At 75.4% G+C, this 17,290-nt stretch carries 9 protein-coding genes; 8 read left to right on the top strand and 1 reads right to left on the bottom strand.

Going from position 1 to position 17,290, the window contains the following annotated elements; all coding sequences use genetic code 11:
* Nucleotides 1–205: 205 nt before the first annotated feature.
* Together VR44_RS04725 and VR44_RS04720 are read left to right on the top strand one after the other, a co-directional pair.
* Complete coding sequence (locus VR44_RS04725) at nt 206–1,162, top strand: daunorubicin resistance protein DrrA family ABC transporter ATP-binding protein (RefSeq protein ID WP_045946078.1); 957 nt, start codon at nt 206–208, stop codon at nt 1,160–1,162.
* Nucleotides 1,159–1,920 (top strand): ABC transporter permease, encoded by a 762-nt coding sequence (locus tag VR44_RS04720; RefSeq protein ID WP_211275022.1) that lies wholly within the window; start codon nt 1,159–1,161, stop codon nt 1,918–1,920. The genes VR44_RS04725 and VR44_RS04720 overlap by 4 nt, the downstream gene beginning before the upstream one ends.
* A 116-nt stretch (nt 1,921–2,036) precedes the next feature.
* Here the strand turns inward: VR44_RS04720 and VR44_RS04715 are convergent, their stop codons facing one another.
* Nucleotides 2,037–3,551 (bottom strand): FAD-dependent monooxygenase, encoded by a 1,515-nt coding sequence (locus VR44_RS04715; protein WP_211275021.1) that lies wholly within the window; start codon nt 3,549–3,551, stop codon nt 2,037–2,039.
* Nucleotides 3,552–3,882: 331 nt separating this feature from the next.
* On the opposite strand from VR44_RS04715, the gene VR44_RS04710 reads away from it, so the two are divergent.
* The 6 genes from VR44_RS04710 to VR44_RS04685 all read left to right on the top strand — a co-directional run.
* Nucleotides 3,883–4,113, top strand: coding sequence for a phosphopantetheine-binding protein (locus VR44_RS04710; protein ID WP_045946077.1), 231 nt, complete (start codon nt 3,883–3,885; stop codon nt 4,111–4,113).
* Entirely contained in the window at nt 4,110–5,363 is a 1,254-nt protein-coding gene (locus tag VR44_RS04705; RefSeq protein ID WP_045946076.1) for a cytochrome P450, read from the top strand. The genes VR44_RS04710 and VR44_RS04705 overlap by 4 nt, the downstream gene beginning before the upstream one ends.
* A complete protein-coding gene (locus tag VR44_RS04700) occupies nt 5,360–6,106 on the top strand; it encodes a thioesterase II family protein (protein ID WP_045946075.1) in 747 nt (248 codons plus the stop codon). Before VR44_RS04705 ends, VR44_RS04700 begins: the two co-directional genes overlap by 4 nt.
* A 63-nt stretch (nt 6,107–6,169) precedes the next feature.
* Nucleotides 6,170–9,325 (top strand): type I polyketide synthase, encoded by a 3,156-nt coding sequence (locus tag VR44_RS04695; RefSeq protein WP_094191427.1) that lies wholly within the window; start codon nt 6,170–6,172, stop codon nt 9,323–9,325.
* Nucleotides 9,316–14,985 (top strand): type I polyketide synthase, encoded by a 5,670-nt coding sequence (locus VR44_RS04690; RefSeq protein WP_425424485.1) that lies wholly within the window; start codon nt 9,316–9,318, stop codon nt 14,983–14,985. The genes VR44_RS04695 and VR44_RS04690 overlap by 10 nt, the downstream gene beginning before the upstream one ends.
* 9 nt (nt 14,986–14,994) lie before the next feature.
* Nucleotides 14,995–17,290 (top strand): type I polyketide synthase (locus VR44_RS04685; protein WP_045946073.1); only part of this gene is annotated, 2,296 nt, incomplete at its 3' end.

Genomic DNA, 17,290 nt, shown 5'->3' with positions numbered 1-17,290 from the left:
GGGGGGGGCCCGCCAGTGGCAGGCGGCGACCACCGCCGGCTTCACCTGGGCGGAATTCCCCGGCGACCACATGTACCTGGTCGACGCAGGTCGCGAGGTCCTCGACCTGATCGCGCAGCAGTCCCTCTGATCAGCAGCGATGCGCTCCAGCGCCGTGTCAGCGGCGTGACAGGTCGATGACAGGCCCGGAGAGGAAAGTGGAGGCATGAGAAGTTCAGCGATCGCAGTTTCAGGGCTGCGCAAGGCATACGGTGACAAGGTCGTGCTCGACGGCATCGACTTCGACGTCGCCGCGGGATCGGTCTTCTCCCTGCTCGGCCCCAACGGGGCCGGCAAGACGACGACGGTCAACGTCCTGACGACGTTGATGAAGGCCGACGCCGGCACCGTGCGCGTCGCCGGTTACGACGTGGCCGCCGAGACCCGGCAGGTGCGCGGCGCCATCGGCGTGACCGGCCAGTTCGCCGCGGTCGACGAACTGCTGACGGGCCGTGAGAACCTGCAGCTGATGGCTGACCTGAAGCGCGTGCGCGACGGCGGCCGGCTGGTCACCGGACTGCTGGAGCGCTTCGACCTGGCGGGGTCGGCGGACAAGCAGGCGTCCACCTACTCCGGCGGTATGCGCCGCAAGCTGGACCTGGCGATGACCCTGGTCGGCAGCCCGCAGGTGATCTTCCTGGACGAGCCGACGACGGGCCTCGACCCGCGCAGCCGCCGCACCATGTGGGGCATCGTCCGCGAACTGGTCGCCGAGGGCGCCACCATCTTCCTCACCACCCAGTACCTGGAGGAGGCCGACCAGCTCGCCGACCGGATCGCGGTCCTCAACCAGGGCCGCCTGGTCGCCCAGGGCACCCCCGAGGAGCTCAAGGGCCAGATCCCCGGTACCCACGTCCGGTTCCGCTTCGCCGACCTCGCCGGGCTCGACGCCGCAGCCCGGGTCCTCCTGGAGGCCACCCGCGACGACGAGGAGCTGACCCTGAGCGTGCCCGGCGACGGCGGGACCCGCTCGGTGCGGGCCCTGCTGGACCGGCTCGACGCCCACGGGCTCGACGCCGAGGAGTTCTCGGTGCAGCGCCCGGACCTCGACGACGTCTTCCTCGCCCTCACCGACCAGCCGGCGGGCGTCCAGAACACCAGCAAGGAGGCGATCGCACAGTGAGCACGGTCTCGACGCCGTTGGCCGACTCGGCGATCATGCTGCGCCGCAACCTGAAGCACACCGTGCGCAACCCCGTCACGGTCTTCAACGCGGTCCTGTTCCCCATCATCATCATGCTCATGTTCGTCGGGGTGTTCGGCGGCGCCTTCAGCGTCGGCGAGGACTACGTGGACTACGCCACGCCCGGCCTCCTCGTGATGGCCATCAGCTACGGGCTGGGCGCCACCGCCACGGCCGTGAACGACGACATGACCAAGGGCATCATCAACCGCTTCAAGACCATGGACGTCTCGCGCGGAGCCATGCTGACCGGGCACGTCGTCATCACCACGGTCCGCTGCCTGGTGGCCTGCGCGGCCATCGTCGGCGTGGCCTTCGCGATGGGCTTCGACCCGGCCGCCAGTGCCCTCGACTGGCTCGGCGTCGTCGGCGTCGTCGTGCTGCTGAGCTTCGCGGCCGGCTGGCTCACCGTCGCCACGGGCCTGGCCGCCAAGACCGTGGAGTCCGCGGGCCTGGCCACCGTCCCGCTGATCATGCTGCCGTTCCTGAGCACCGCGTTCGTCCCCGCCGAGACCATGGGCACGGGCATCCGGCAGTTCGCCGAGTACCAGCCCTTCACCCCGATCATCGAGACCCTGCGCGGGCTGCTGAACGGCAACCCCTCGGGCGGCGACGCCCTCGCGGCCGTCGCCTGGTGCGTGGGCCTCGCCCTCCTCGGGTACGTCTGGGCGGTCTCCACGTTCAAGAAGCGGGCGTGAGCCCGGCCTGAGCGCCGCCACGACGACGGCGGCCGCCGGACCCGGCCAGGGGCCGGACCCGGCCAGGGTCCCGGCGGCCGCCGCTCGCGTTCCCCCGCACCGTCGGGGGCGCCCCCTCACCCCTCCAGAGCCGGACCGAACCAGGTGGTCAGGGCCGCCCGCAGCGCGGCGGTGTCCGGCTCTCCGCCGGCGTCCGCCGCCCAGGCCACGTGCCCGTCGGGCCGGATCAGCAGCGCCGCCGGAGCGGGCACCTCGCCGACCGGCGGAACGGGCCACAGCTCGTCCTCGGCGCGCGCCGCGACGAGGTCGACGCGATCGGCCCAGCCCGCGGCGGCCGCGGTCACCTCCACGCTGCCGCACAGGTCGAGCAGGACCGGCCGGGCACCGTGCAGCAGCTGGTACACGCCGATGACGCCCTCGTCCGTCTTGAGGTCCGCGTCGAAGACCCGCCGGCCCTCCATCGGGTGGTCCCCGTCGACCGGGTAGCGGACGTCCAGCGCGGTCAGCATGTGCCGCAGCACCCGGTTGACGTCGTCGAAGACCATGAGCGAGCCGAACACCTCGCGCAGCGCGTCCGTCGCGGCCCCGGGCCGGGCCAGGGCCGCCTGCGCCCGGGTGTTGTGCAGCACGCGCTCCCCGACGGGGTGGCGCTCGTCGTGGTAGCTGTCCAGCAGGCTCTCCGGAGCCCGGCCGCGCACCACCGAGGCCAGCTTCCAGCCAAGGTTGACCGCGTCCTGCACGCCCATGTTCAGCCCCTGCCCGCCGGCCGGGAAATGGATGTGCGCGGCGTCGCCCGCCAGCAGCACCCGCCCCTTCCGGTAGCGGTCGGCCTGCCGGGCGGCGTCGTTGAACCGGGAGACCCACCGCGGGCTGTGCATGCCGAAGTCGGTGCCCGCGACCCTGACCAGGGACTCCCGCAGCTGCTCGAACGTCGCGGGCTCGTCGCGGTCCGCGACCCGGTCGTACTCGGAGGTGATCACCCGGTACCAGCCCGGCTCGAAGGCGATCGCCGAGTAGTCGCCGCCCGGAGTGCGCCGCACCCACACGTAGTCCTCGGGCAGGCCGGGCAGTTCCACGTCCCCGATCAGCGCCGTCATCGTCGCGTCGGTGCCGGGGAAGCCGATCCCGGCCAGCTTGCGCACCGTGCTGCGGCCGCCGTCGCAGCCCACCAGGTAGCCGGCGCGCAGCTCCGCCGCCCCGTCCGCCGTGTCCAGCTCGACCGTCACCCCGCCCGCGTCCTGGCGGATCCCGCTCACCGCGGCCGACCGGCGCACCCGCACGCCCAGCTCACCGGCCCACTCCTCCAGCAGCCGCTCCACGGCGGACTGAAGGATCATCAGCGGATAGGGATGCCTCGACTCCGACTCGTCGAAGTCCAGATACAGACCGGAGAAATGCCCGACCGGCTGCGGCTCGCCCTCCGCCAGGAAGCGGTCCAGGACCCCGCGCTGGTCCAGCACCTCCAGGGTGCGCGAGTGGATCCCGCCGGCCCGTGACTCGCCCGTCCGCTCCGCGAGCCGCTCGACCACCACCACGTCCGCGCCCGCCAGCCGCAGCTCGCAGGCGAGCATCAGGCCCGTCGGCCCGGCGCCCGCGACGACCACGTCCGCGTCCGTACCCGTATGCCCCACGTCGTTCCCCCTCGTTCGACTGCGCCTCTAACGTCGTTGAACCACCTTCACGTTCACTGAACGCGAATCAGCCGGTCAAGGAACGCCACTGCCGGGACGGGGCAACCCCGTGCGCGGACTTCCGCTGTCCCGCCGGCGGGACGCTCCCGGGCAACGGACCCTCCGGCGCACTCTCAACCCCACCGGCCGGCGAGCGCCGGGGCACCGCCGAAGCGGTGTGGGCGGACCGGCATCCACGCGACACTCGGTCCGGCCGTTCGAGGAACGTGTCTCGCCGGCGGGACGGCGCGGCCGGGGGACCCCCGGCCGGCGGAGGAAGGACAGACGGGCAATGGGATCGTTGGGACAGGAAATCGCGGAGCTCTGGGGCGAACACCTCGGCCGCGAGGTGGGCGTGGAGGACGACTTCTTCACGATCGGCGGCAACTCCCTCAGCGGCATCAAGATCATCGAGCAGGTCACGGAGCAGTACGGCGTCACGCTGTCCGTCCGCGACTTCTACCTGGCGCAGACCCCGGCCCGGGTCGCCGAACTGATAGAGCAGGGGAGGACCGGGGCGTGAGGCTGACGCCGGGTCCCGCGCGCGACGTCGACCTCACCGGCGTCGACCTGTTCGACCTGGACCTCTACGGCTCCGGCGACCCCCACCCCCTCTGGGACGTGATGCGGGCCCGGGCACCCCTGTTCCACCAGGTCCTGCCGGACGGCCGGGAGTTCTGGTCGGTGACCCGCTACGAGGACGTCCGCCGGGTCCTGTCCGACCACCGGGAGTTCACCTCCGAGCGCGGCACCGTCCCCACCCACCTCGGCACGGACGACCCGGCCGCCGGCGTGCTGATGACCTCCACCGACCCGCCGCGGCACACCGAGGTCCGCCGCCCGCTGGGCTCCAAGCTGACCGCCCGCGCGGTCCGGGTGTGGGAGGAGCGGATCCGCGCCACCGTCGTGCGCTTCCTCGAACCCGCCCTGGACGGCGCCGTGTTCGACCTCGCCGAGCAGGCCCTGCTGCTGCCCGCGCTGGTCACCGGACCGCTCCTCGGCATCCCGGAGAAGGACTGGGAGGAGCTCGTCCGGCTGACCGCCATGGTGACGGCCCCCTCCGACCCGCACTTCCTCCTCGGCAGCGAGGCCGCGACCCTGGCCATCTCCCACCACGAACTCCTCACCTACGTCCGGGACTGGGCCAGGACGCACCGGGCCGCCGGCCAGGAGGACGAGAGCCTGCTCCACCACCTCACGAGCGTCCGCCCCGGCGGCGAACCGCTCTCCGACGAGGAGATCGCCCTCGACGGCTACAGCATCCTCCTGGGCGCCAACGTGACCACCCCGCACACCGTCTCCGGCACCGTCGAGGCGCTCATGGAGCGACCCGAGCAGTACGCCAAGGCGGCGGCCGACCCCACGCTCGTCCCGAACCTCGTCGAGGAGGGCCTGCGCTGGACCTCGGCCGCGTGCAACTTCATGCGCTACGCGGTGGACGAGGTCGAGATCGCCGGCGGCACCGTCCCGGCCGGCGGAGCGGTCGTCGCCTGGATCGGCTCGGGCAACCGGGACGCCTCCGTCTTCCCCGACCCCCACACCTTCGACATCACCCGGGACGGCGCCAAACGCCACGGCGCGTTCGGCTTCGGACCCCACTTCTGCATCGGCGCCCCCCTGGCCCGGATGACCCTGCGGGTCTTCTTCGAGGAGCTGCTCGCCCGCTTCGAGTCCCTCGAACCCGCCGGTGAACCGCAGCACCTGCGGTCGTACTTCATCGCCGGCCTGACCCACCTGCCCCTCACCGGCAAGAAACGGCGGACCACCCCATGACCACCAGCACCCCCACGGGCGCGCCCGCCGCCTCGCCCTGGTTCGTACGGCCGCCGTCGCAGGACCCCGCCGCCCGGCTGTTCTGCCTCCCCTTCTCCGGGTCCGGGGCCTCCGCCTTCAGCGCCTGGCCCGCCGAGATCGACGGCGCCGAGGTCTGCCCGGTGCAGTTCCCCGGCCGCGAGAACCGGCTGGCGCACCCGCACTACGGCACCTACGAGGAACTCGCCGACAGCCTGGCCGACGCCCTCGCCCCGCTCCTCGACCGGCCGTACGCGCTCTTCGCGCACTGCGCCGGGGCGATCCCCGCCTACGAGACCGTGCTCCGCCTCGCCGAACGCGGCCTGCCCGCCCCGCGGCGCCTCTTCGTATCGGGCCAGCCCGCCCCCCACGACGCCGGGCGCGACCGGATGCTCGGCCTGACCGAGCCGGAACTCCGCGCGGAACTGGAGTCGTTCGTCCGCGGCCGCGGGATCGAACCGCGGCCCGACATGATCGACCTGGGCATGTTCGTCCTGCTCCGCGACCACGCCGCCGCCGGCGCCTACCGGCGCACCGAGCCGGCCCGGATCGACTGCCCCCTCGTCGTCCTGCACTGGCGGGACGACACCGACGTGAGCGCCGAGGACCTCCAGGGGTGGCGCCACTACGCCGAGCAGGTCGAGTTCCGGGTGGTCGACGGCGGCCACTACGGCTTCATGGACGCGCCCGCCGAACTGCTGGCCGCGCTGGCCTCCTGGCGCTGAGACCGGCAGCAGCCCCGTCCGTCCGACCCAGCGATCCGCCGAGAGAACCGGAAGGGAACGTCTATGAGTGGCGCAGCCGCCGACATCGCCGTCATCGGGATGTCGTGCCGGTTCCCCGGCGTGCACGGCCCGGGCGCGTTCTGGCGCCTCCTGCACGACGGGGAGTCGACCGTCGGCACCTTCCCGGCGTCCCGCCCGGCCGGCCCCGGCCGCGGCTCCCACCCCGACGCGGCCGTCCTGGAACGGGGTTCGTTCCTCGACTCCATCGACGGGTTCGACGCCGGGTTCTTCGGCACGGGACCGGCCGAAGCCGCCGCCATGGACCCCGTGCAGCGGCTGGGGCTGGAGCTCGCCTGGGAGGCCGTCGAGGACGCCCGCGTCCCCGCGGACACCCTCGCCGGCCGCGAGATCGACGTCGTCGTCGGCACGGCACCGTCCGGGTACGACCACCTGCGCCGGCTGTCCGGCAGCGACCGGGACGACCACTACGCCGCGCTCGGCTCCAACGGGGCGATGATCGCGAACCGGATCTCCGCCCTGTTCGACGTCCGCGGCATGAGCTACTGCGCGGACTCCGGCCAGTCCTCCTCCCTGGTGGCGCTCGCGCTGGCCTGCGAACGGATCCGCGCCGGCGCCGTCGACGCGGCCCTCGCGGGCGGCGTCCACCTGATCGCCGACCCGGAGGCCGGAGCGGGCCTGGCCAACCTGGGCGCCCTGTCGCCCGACGGCCGCTGCTTCACCTTCGATGCCCGGGCCAACGGCTTCGCCCGCGGCGAGGGCGGCGCGTTCGTCCTGCTCAAGCGGCTCGACCTCGCCCTCGCCGACGGCGACCGCGTCTACGCCGTGGTGCGCGGCTGGGGCGTCGGCAGCGGCGGGGCCTCCACCCGGATGCCCGACCCCAGCCCCGCCGGGCAGGCCGCCGCCGTACGGGCCGCCCTCGCCTGCGCGGACGTCCCCTTCGACACCGTCGACTACGTCGAGGCCCACGGCACCGGCACCCGCATGGGGGACCCGGCCGAGGCGGCCGGCCTGCGCGAGGTGTTCCGGGAGACCGGCCGCAGCCGCCCCCTGGTGATCGGCTCGGTGAAGACGAACGTCGGACACCTGGAGCCGGCCGCCGGGATCACCGGCTTCGTGAAGGCGGCCCTCTGCCTGGACCGCGGCCGGCTGGTGCCCAGCCTGGGCTTCCGCTCCCCGAACCCCGCCATCGAGGAGTTCCACGAACACTTCGAAGTGCCGCGCGCCGCCCGCCCCTGGCCGGCCGCGCCCGGCCGCCCGCGCCGGGCGGGGGTGTCGGCGTTCGGCATGGGCGGCACCAACGCCCACGTGATCCTGGAACAGGCGCCCGAGGCTCCGGCGGCGCCTTGCCCGGCCGCCGGCTCCGCCCCCGCGCCCCGCGTGCTGCCCTGGGTGCTCTCCGCCCGCTCGGAGCCCGCCCTGCGGGAGCAGGCGGCCCGGCTGCGGGAGCTCGTGGCCGCGGACCCCTCGCTCCGCGCGGCCGACGTCGGCCACTCCCTGGCCACCACCCGCTCGCGGTTCGAGCACCGGGCGGTCGTCCTGGGCACCGGACGGGACGAGGCCCTGGACGCCCTCGGCCTGCTCGCCGCCGGCGGCGACCCGGCGCGCGTGGTCCGCGGGACGGCGACGGGTCCGGCGGGTCCGGTGGTCTTCGTCTTCCCCGGCCAGGGCTCGCAGTGGCAGGGCATGGGAGCGCGGCTGTACGAGGAGTCCGAGGTCTTCGCGGACTCGGTCGACGCGTGCGCCCGCGCCCTGGCACCGCACGTGGACTGGTCGCTGGTGGACGTCCTGACGGGTGCGGAGGGCGCCGCCCCCCTGGAGCGGATCGAGGTCGTCCAGCCGGCCCTGTTCGCCATGCTGGTCTCCCTGGCCCGGGTGTGGCGCTCGCTGGGCGTGACCCCGGACGCGGTCATCGGCCACTCCCAGGGGGAGATCGCCGCCGCCCACGTGGCGGGCGTCCTGACGCTGGAGGACGCGGCGAAGATCGTGGCCCTGCGCTCCCGGCTGCTCGCCGAGGTCGCCGGTCAGGGCGCCATGGCCGGCGTCCTGCTGCCCGAGGGCCGGGTGCGGGAGCTGCTGGGGCGCTGGGGCGACCGCCTCGGCATCGCCGCCGTCAACGGCCCCAACTCCACCACCGTCTCGGGTGAGACGGAGGCGGTCCGCGAACTCGTCGCGGCCTGCGAGGCCGAGGGCGCCCGGGCCCGGCTGATCAAGTCCACCGTCCCCGGCCACTCGCCGCTGCTGGACCGCTTCGAGGCGCAGCTGACGGAGGGACTGGGCCGGATCACCCCCCGGCCCGCGACGGCGGCGATCCACTCCACGGTCACCGGCGGCCCGGTGGACCCGGCGGAGCTGGGCACGGCCTACTGGTTCCGCAACCTGCGGCGCACGGTCCGGTTCGAAGCCGCCACGAGGAGCCTGATCGCACAGGGGCACACCACCTTCGTCGAGATCAGCCCGCATCCGGTCCTCCAGGTGGCCGTCGAGGAGACCGCCGACGTGCTGGGCGCCTCACCGGTCGTCGTGGGCACCCTGAACAAGCACGACGGGAGCACGGGCAAGGTCCTGGAGTCCCTGGCCGAACTGCACGTGCGCGGCGTACGGGCCGACTGGGAGGCGGTGTTCGCCGCCCACGGGCCGCGCCGCGTCGACCTGCCGACCTACCCCTTCCAGCGCCGGCCGTACTGGCTCACCCCGCCCGAGGACACGGCCGGGACCGACGCGGCCGGCACCGGTGCGGGCGGAGGCGGTGCGGGCGCCGGTCCGGTGGCGGACCTCGGCTCGGAGGCGGCGGTCCTCGCCCTCGTCTGCGCCGAGACGGCGGCCCTGCTGAGCGCCGCCCAGGGCACGGAGACGACGGGCCCCGGCCTCGCGGCCCGGGCGGCGGAGACCTTCAAGGACCTGGGCTTCGACTCCGCGCTGGCGGTGGGCCTGCGCAACCGGCTCGCGGCCGCGGCCGGAGTGCGCCTGCCGGCCACCGTCGCCTTCACCCACCCCACCCCGCGCGACCTCGCCCGCCACCTGTTCTCCCTCCTCGCCCCCGAGCCGCCCGCGGCACCCGCGGCACCCGCGGCATCAGGAGCGCCCGGAGCGCCCGGGGTGCCCGCGGGGCCCGGGGCGTCCGAGGGCCCCGAGGAGCCCGGCCTGGACGGCCACAGCGACGACGACCTGTACGAGCTGATCGACCGCGGATACGTGTGACCGCGCCTGTACTGCTGAGCAACGGTTTGGGGGAGGCCCTGGTGGAGGATGTCGACAAGCTCCGGTCCTACTTGCGGCGCGCCGTAGGCGACGCGCGGGAGCTGCGGGAGCGGGTGCGCGAGCTGGAGGAGTCCGCACGCGAGCCCATCGCGGTCGTGGGGGTGGGCTGCCGCTTCCCGGGCGGGGTGACCTCCCCCGAAGGGCTGTGGGAGCTCGTCTCCGGCGGTGTGGACGCCATGGGGGAGTTCCCGCGGGACCGCGGCTGGGACCTGGAGGCGCTGTACGCCGAGGACCCCGGGGCGCCGGGGACGACGTACGCGCGCGCCGGCGGCTTCCTGCCCGGCCTCGCCGAGTTCGACGCGCCGTTCTTCGGCATCAGCCCGCGCGAGGCCCTGGCGATGGACCCCCAGCAGCGGCTGATGCTGGAGACCTCCTGGGAGGCGCTCGAACGCGCCGGGATCGACCCGGCCGGACTGCGGGGCTCGGCCACCGGGGTGTTCACCGGGATCTACGCCGTCGACTACGGCCCCCGGATGGGCGGCGCGGCGGCCGGCGAGGTGGAGGGCTACGCGCTCGCCGGGACCTACACCAGCGTGGCCTCGGGGCGGGTGGCGTACGTCCTGGGCCTGGAGGGCCCCGCCGTGTCGACCGACACCGCCTGCTCCTCCTCCCTCGTCGCCGTCCACCAGGCCGTGCGGTCCCTGCGCTCCGGGGAGTGCGCCCTGGCACTGGCCGGCGGGGTGTCCACGATGCCCACCCCGGGCGTGCTCGTGGAACTCGGCCGCCAGCGGGGCCTGTCGGCCGACGGCCGCTGCAAGGCGTTCGCCGACGCGGCCGACGGGACCGGCTTCTCCGAGGGCGCCGGCGTGCTCGTCCTCGAACGCCTCGCCGACGCACGGCGCAACGGCCGCCGCATCCTGGCCGTCATCCGCGGCTCCGCGGTCAACCAGGACGGGGCGTCCAACGGACTGACCGCACCGAACGGGCTCGCCCAGCAGCGGGTCATCCGGGCGGCCCTGGCCGACGCCGGACTGACGGCCGCCGACGTGGACGCGGTCGAGGCCCACGGCACCGGCACGACGCTGGGCGACCCCCTGGAGGCGGAGGCCCTGATCGCCGCCTACGGGCAGGGGCGCGAGCCCGGCAGCCCGCTGTGGCTGGGCTCGCTGAAGTCGAACATCGGCCACACCCAGGCCGCCGCCGGGGTCGGCGGGATGATCAAGATGATCATGGCGATGCGGCACGGGGTCCTCCCCAGGACCCTGCACGTGGACCGGCCGTCGCGGCACGTGGACTGGTCCGCCGGCGCCGTCGAACTGCTCACCGAGGACCGCGCGTGGGACGGCGCGCCGGACCGGCCCCGGCGGGCCGGGGTGTCCGCGTTCGGGATCAGCGGCACCAACGCCCACCTGATCCTGGAGCAGGCGCCCGACGGGCCGGCCGCGCCCGGGACCCCCGAAGAACCGGCCGCCGCCCCCGTGTCCGTTCCCTGGGTGCTCTCCGCACGGTCCCCCGAGGCCCTGCGGGAGCAGGCCCGGCGGCTGCGCGACCACCTGGCCGTCCATCCGGACCTGCCGGCCGACGGCGTGGGACACGCCCTGGCCGCCACCCGCTCGCTCTTCGACCACCGCCAGGTGCTCGTCGGCCCCGACGGGGACGCCCTTCTCGCCGCCCTCACGGCCACCGCCGACGGCGACGGCGACGGCGGTGCGGTGTCCGGAGTCGCGAAGGCCGCCGGCCGGACGGTGTTCGTCTTCCCCGGCCAGGGATCCCAGTGGGTCGGCATGGGCAGCGAACTGTGGGAGTCCTCCCCGGTGTTCGCCCGCCGGATGCGGGAGTGCGCCGACGCGCTCGCCCCGCACGTGGACTGGTCCCTGGCCGAGGTCCTCGGGGACGACGCGGCCCTGGAACGGGTCGACGTCGTCCAGCCCGTGCTGTGGGCCGTGATGGTCTCGCTGGCCGAGGTGTGGCGCTCGTACGGGGTGCGGCCCGACGCCGTGGTGGGCCACTCACAGGGGGAGATCGCCGCCGCCTGCGTGGCGGGCGCCCTCTCGGTCGAGGACGCCGCCAAGGTGGTGGCCCTGCGCTCCCGCGCGATCCTGGCCCTGTCCGGGCGCGGCGGCATGGTCTCCGTCGAGCTCCCCGCGGAGGCCGTGCGGGCCCGCCTCACCGAGGGGCTCTCGGTCGCGGCCGTCAACGGGCCCTCGTCCGCGGTGGTCTCCGGCGACGTGGCCGCACTGGACGCGCTGCTCGCCGCCTGCGAGGCCGAGGGGATCCGCGCCCGCCGCGTCCCGGTGGACTACGCCTCGCACTCCGCGCACGTGGAGGCCGTCCGCGGGGAACTCGCCCGCCTGCTCCAGGACCTGCGGCCGCGGACCGCCGAGGTGCCCTTCTTCTCCACGGTCACCGCCGGATGGCTGGACACCACGGGCCTGGACGCCGACTACTGGTACACCAACCTGCGCCGCACGGTCCGCTTCGAGGAGGCCGTCCGCGCCCTGGCCGCCGAAGGCTTCCGCTTCTTCGTCGAGACCTCCGCCCACCCGGTGCTGACGGTCGGCCTGGAACAGACCTTCGAGGACGCGGGCGCCGACGCCGTGGCCGTCGCCACCCTGCGCCGCGGCGAGGGCGGTCTCGCCCGCTTCCACCGGTCGGCGGCCGAGGCCTTCGTCGCCGGCGCCCCGGTGGCCTGGGAGAACGCCTTCCCCGGCCGGCGGGGCCCGTGGGCCGAACTGCCCACCTACGCCTTCCAGCGGCAGCGCTACTGGCTCAACACCCCGGCCGAGTCCGCCACCGGGACCACCTCCGACCACCCGCTGCTCGACGCCGCCATCGACCTGCCCGCCGACTCGGGCGGCGGCGTGGCGGGCAGCGGGCGCCTGTCCCTCGCACGCCACCCCTGGCTCGCCGGGCACGCCGTCCACGGCGCCGCCCTGGTGCCCGCCGCGGTCCTGCTGGAACTGGCGCTGTGGGCGGCCCACCGCGCGGGCGGCACGGCCGTCGCCGAACTCGCCCTGGAGGCACCGCTGGTCCTGCCCCGCTCGGGTGAGCGCGAGCTGCGCGTGACCGCCGGCGCCCAGGGCGCCATCGGCGTGTACTCCCGTGGCGAGGGCGAGGCGGAGTGGACGCGCCACGCCGCCGGCGCCGTCGGCCACGACCCCGAACCCGGCCGCCCCGGGGACGCCTCCACCGCCTGGCCCCCGGCCGGAGCGGTCTCCGTCCCCGTCGAGGACGAGTACGCCCGGCTGTCCGCCCTCGGTTTCCACCACGGCCCCCTCTTCCGCGGCCTGCGCTCCGTGTGGCGCGACGACGAGGCCCTCTACGCGGAGGTGGAGCTGCCCGCCGCCGACGGCGCGGGCGGACGCTACCGCCTCCACCCGGCGCTGCTCCACGCCGCGCTGCTCCCGGCCGCCCTCGCCGGGGCCCCCGACGGCTCGCGGGACGCGGCCCGGCTGCCCCTGCGCTGCACGGGCCTGCGCGCCGGCCGCGCCGAACCGGGCGTCCTGCGCGTCCGCCTGGCGCCCGCCGGGCAGGACACCGTCTCCCTGACCCTTGCGGACGCCTCCGGAACCCCCCTCGGCGGCATCGGATCGCTGACCCTGGAGCCCGTGGACGCAGCCGGACTGGCCGCCCTGGGCTTCGACCGGCACGACTCCCTGTTCCGGCTGGACTGGACCCCCCTCGCCCTCCCGGCCGCCCCGGCGCCCGGCGCCGAGCCCCACACGGACCTCGACGCCCTCACCGCCTCCGGCGCCCCGGTACCCCCCGTGGTCATCATCGGCACCGCGGACGTCACCGCGCCGGTGACCGGAGCCGGACCGGCCAACGGCGGGCAGCAGTACCCGGCCGCCACCGCCACCGCGGACGTCACCGCGACGCTGACCGGAGCCGGACCGGCCACCGGCGGGCAGCCGGACCCGACCGACGTCCCCGCGCGCGTCGCGGAGACCCTCCGCCGGCTGCTGCGCCGCACCCGCGACTGGCTCACCGACGACCGGTTCGCCGGCTCGCGGCTGGTCCTCGTGACCCGGAACGCGACCGGTGACGGCCCGGAGGCGCCCGCCGACCCCGCCGCGGCCGCCGTCTGGGGCTTCGTCCGCACCGCGCAGACCGAGAACCCCGGCCGCTTCACCCTCGTGGACACCGACGGCACCCCCGCCTCCCTGGCCCGCGTCCCGCAGGCGGCCGCCTCCGGCGCGCCCCAGATCAGGATCCGGGCCGGCGAGGCGGCCACCCCGGCACTGGCCCGCGCCGGCGGATCCGGCCGCCCGGACGGCGCCGCCGCGCTCGGCTCCGGCCGCCCGGACGGCGCCCTCGCGCTCGGCTCCGGCACCGTACTGATCACGGGCGGCACCGGCGGCCTCGGCGCGAAGCTGGCCCGGCACCTCGTGGAGCGGCACGGCGTGCGCCGGCTGGTCCTGGCCGGACGGCGCGGCCCGCAGACCCCGGCGGCGGCCGCCCTGCGGGACGAACTGACCGCCGCCGGAGCCCACGTGGAGCTCGCGGCCTGCGACGTCGCCGACCGCGACGCCGTCGCCCGCCTCCTGGCCGCCGTACCGTCCGAGCACCCGCTGACCGCCGTCGTCCACTGCGCGGGGGCGCTGGCCGACGGGGTCGTCGAGGCCCTGACCGAGGACCGCCTGGAGACCGTCCTCGCCCCCAAGGTCCGCGGCGCCTGGCACCTGCACGAGCTGACCCGGCACCTGGACCTGTCCGCGTTCGTGCTGTTCTCCTCGGTCGCGGGCGTGCTCGGCACGGCCGGGCAAGCCAACTACGCGGCGGCGAACGGGTTCCTCGACGGACTCGCCGAGGCCCGCCGGGCCGAGGGACTGCCCGCCACCTCGCTGTGCTGGGGCTTCTGGGCCGACCGCAGCGAGATGGTCGCCGGCCTCGCCGACGCCGACGTCGAACGGCTGCGGCGGCAGGGCGTGCTCCCGCTCGCCTCCCGGGACGGCCTCGCCCTCTTCGACCTGGCCCTCTCGCTGGACGAGCCGGTCCTGGTGCCGGCCCGGCTGGACCCGGCGGCCCCCGGCGCGGCCTCGCCGCTGCTGGCCGGCCTCACCGGCACACCCGCCGGCCCCGGCGCACCGGCGGGCACGGAGCACACCGGCCAGGACCTGGCACAGCGGCTGGCTTCACTGCCGCCGGACGAGGCGCAGGCGCTGCTCCTCGACGCGGTCCGCACCCAGACCGCCCTGGTCCTCGGCCACCGGGACACCGCCAGGATCGGACCGGCCACCGCGTTCAAGAAGCTCGGGATCGACTCGCTCACGGCGCTGGAACTGCGCAACAAGCTGTCGGCGGTCACCGGGCTGAAGCTGCCCGCCACGCTCGTCTTCGACCACCCCAACCCGGCCGCCCTCGCGCAGTTCCTGCACACGGGCCTGACCGCCGGTTCCGCCGGAGCCGCCGGCGCCGCGGCCCCGCCGTCCCCGGCCGACTCCCTGGCCAAGGAGATCGAACGGCTGGGCGCCCGGCTGGAGGAGGCCTTCCTCCGGCTCGACGCGGACGACCGGACCACCCTTTCCACTCTGCTCGGCGAACTGCAGGGCCGAGTCCGCTCGATGGCGGGCGCCGGGGCACCGGTCGCCATCGTCGACCAGATCACATCCGCCTCAGCGGGGGAGCTCCTCCGGCTGCTGGACCAAGAGCTCGGCTAGGGGAGAGCGATGACGAACGACAACAGCGCCGAGGTCCTCGACTACCTCAGGCGGACGTCGATCGAGCTGATCGAGACGCGCAAACGCCTCCAGGAGCTCACGGACGCCGCCGCCGAGCCCATCGCCGTCGTGGGCGTCGCCTGCCGCTACCCGGGCGGCGCGCGCTCCCCGGAGGACCTGTGGGAGCTGGTGCGCACGGGCGCGGACGCCGTCTCGGAGTTCCCGCAGGACCGCCACTGGGACCTGGAGGGCCTCTACGACCCGGACCCCGACCGGCCGGGTACCTGCTACACGCGCTCGGGCGGCTTCCTCGACGGCGCCGCCGACTTCGACGCCGAGTTCTTCGAGATCAACCCGCGCGAGGCGCTGGCCGCCGACCCCCAGCAGCGGCTGCTGCTGGAGACCGCCTGGGAGTCCCTGGAACGGGCCGGGATCGACCCGCACACCCTGCGCGGCAGCGACACCGGCGTCTTCGCCGGCCTCGCCTACTTCGGCTACGGCAACCACCACCACACCCCCGAGGTCATCTCCGGCTACGCGCAGACCGGCTCCCTGCTGAGCGTGGCCTCCGGCCGGGTGTCGTACGCGCTGGGCCTGGAGGGCCCGGCCGTCTCCACCGACACCGCCTGCTCCTCCTCGCTGGTGACGGTGCACCAGGCCGTGCAGTCGCTGCGGCAGGGCGAATGCGGCCTCGCCCTGGCCGGCGGGGTCACCGTCATGGCGACGCCCCAGGTGTTCCGGGAGTTCGCCCGCCAGCGGGGCCTGTCGGCCGACGGCCGCTGCAAGGCGTTCGCCGACGCGGCCGACGGCACCGGCTTCGCCGAGGGCGTCGGCGTGCTGGTCCTGGAGCGGCTCTCCGACGCACGCCGCAACGGACGCCGGATCTGGGCGGTCATCCGGGGCTCCGCCGTCAACCAGGACGGCGCCTCCAACGGCCTGACCGCACCCAGCGGCCCCGCCCAGCAGCGGGTGATCCGCGCCGCCCTGGCCAACGCCCGCGTCCAGGCCGGGGACGTCGACGTCGTGGAGGCCCACGGCACCGGCACCACCCTCGGCGACCCCATCGAGGCACAGGCCCTGCTCGCCACCTACGGACAGGACCGCGAGCCGGGCAGCCCCCTGTGGCTGGGCTCGCTGAAGTCGAACATCGGCCACACCCAGGCCGCCGCCGGCGTCGGCGGCATCATCAAGATGATCATGGCGATGCGCCACGGGGTCATGCCCAGGACCCTCCACGTGGACCGCCCCTCGACGCACGTGGACTGGTCGGCCGGCGCGGTCGAACTGCTCACCGAGGCCCGGGAGTGGACCACGGCGCCCGGACGCCCCCGGCGGGCCGGAGTCTCCAGCTTCGGCGCCAGCGGCACCAACGCCCACCTGATCCTGGAGCAGGCGCCCGAGGAGGAGCCCGCCCCCGGCCCCGCCCCCGAGCCCGACGTCCTGGGCACCGCCGGACCCCTGCCCTGGGTGCTGTCGGCCCGCTCCGAGCAGGCCCTGCGCGCCCAGGCCGAGCGGCTGCGCGCCTTCGTCACCGCCGACCCCGCCGCCGACCCCGCCGGCATCGCCGCCTCCCTGGTCTCGGACCGGGCGCGGTTCGAGCACCGCGCCGTCGTCCTGGGCAGCGGCCGCGACGGGCTGCTCGACGCCCTCGCCTCCCTCGCCGGGGGCGCCGAAAACCCCGCCGTGGTCCGCGGCACGGCCACCGAATCCGGCGGCACCGCCTTCCTGTTCCCCGGCCAGGGGGCGCAGTGGACCGGCGTGGCCCGCGAACTGTGCGCCGCCTTCCCCGTGTTCGCCCGGACCCTCGACGAGGTCTGCGCCCGCTTCGACACCCACCTCCCGTTCGCCCTGCGGCCGCTGCTCCTGGCCGACGAGCCCGAGGGCGCCGGCCGCACCGACGTCATGCAGCCCGCCCTGTTCACCCTCCAGGTCGCCCTGTACCGGACCCTGACCCGCTACGGCCCGCGCCCGGACCGCCTGATCGGCCACTCCGTCGGCGAGATCGCCGCCGCCCACGTGGCCGGGGCGCTCGACCTGGACACCGCGACCCGGCTCGTGGCCGCCCGCGGCCGGACCATGCAGGCCGTCACCGAACCCGGCGCCATGCTGGCCGTCGGCGCCCCGCGGGCCGAGGTGGAACGGCTGCTCGACGGGTCCACCCGGGTCGGGATCGCCGCCGTCAACGGCCCCGCGTCCGTGGTGGTCTCCGGCCTGCGCGAGGAGGTCCACGCCCTGCGCGACCGGCTCCTCGCCGAGGGCCGCTCGGTCAAGCTCCTCCCGGTCGACCACGCCTTCCACTCACCGC

Origin of the sequence: Streptomyces katrae (assembly GCF_000966975.1) — a bacterium.
Taxonomy (GTDB): domain Bacteria; phylum Actinomycetota; class Actinomycetes; order Streptomycetales; family Streptomycetaceae; genus Streptomyces; species Streptomyces katrae.
Note: the sequence above shows the minus strand (reverse complement) of the source record. Positions and strands in the feature narration are given on the sequence as shown.

Coding starts and splice junctions, on each gene's coding strand:
- VR44_RS04700 (WP_045946075.1), top strand. CDS start 5,360: ATGACCACCAGCACCCCCACGGGCGCGCCCGCCGCCTCGCCCTGGTTC.
- VR44_RS04710 (WP_045946077.1), top strand. CDS start 3,883: ATGGGATCGTTGGGACAGGAAATCGCGGAGCTCTGGGGCGAACACCTC.
- VR44_RS04695 (WP_094191427.1), top strand. CDS start 6,170: ATGAGTGGCGCAGCCGCCGACATCGCCGTCATCGGGATGTCGTGCCGG.
- VR44_RS04725 (WP_045946078.1), top strand. CDS start 206: ATGAGAAGTTCAGCGATCGCAGTTTCAGGGCTGCGCAAGGCATACGGT.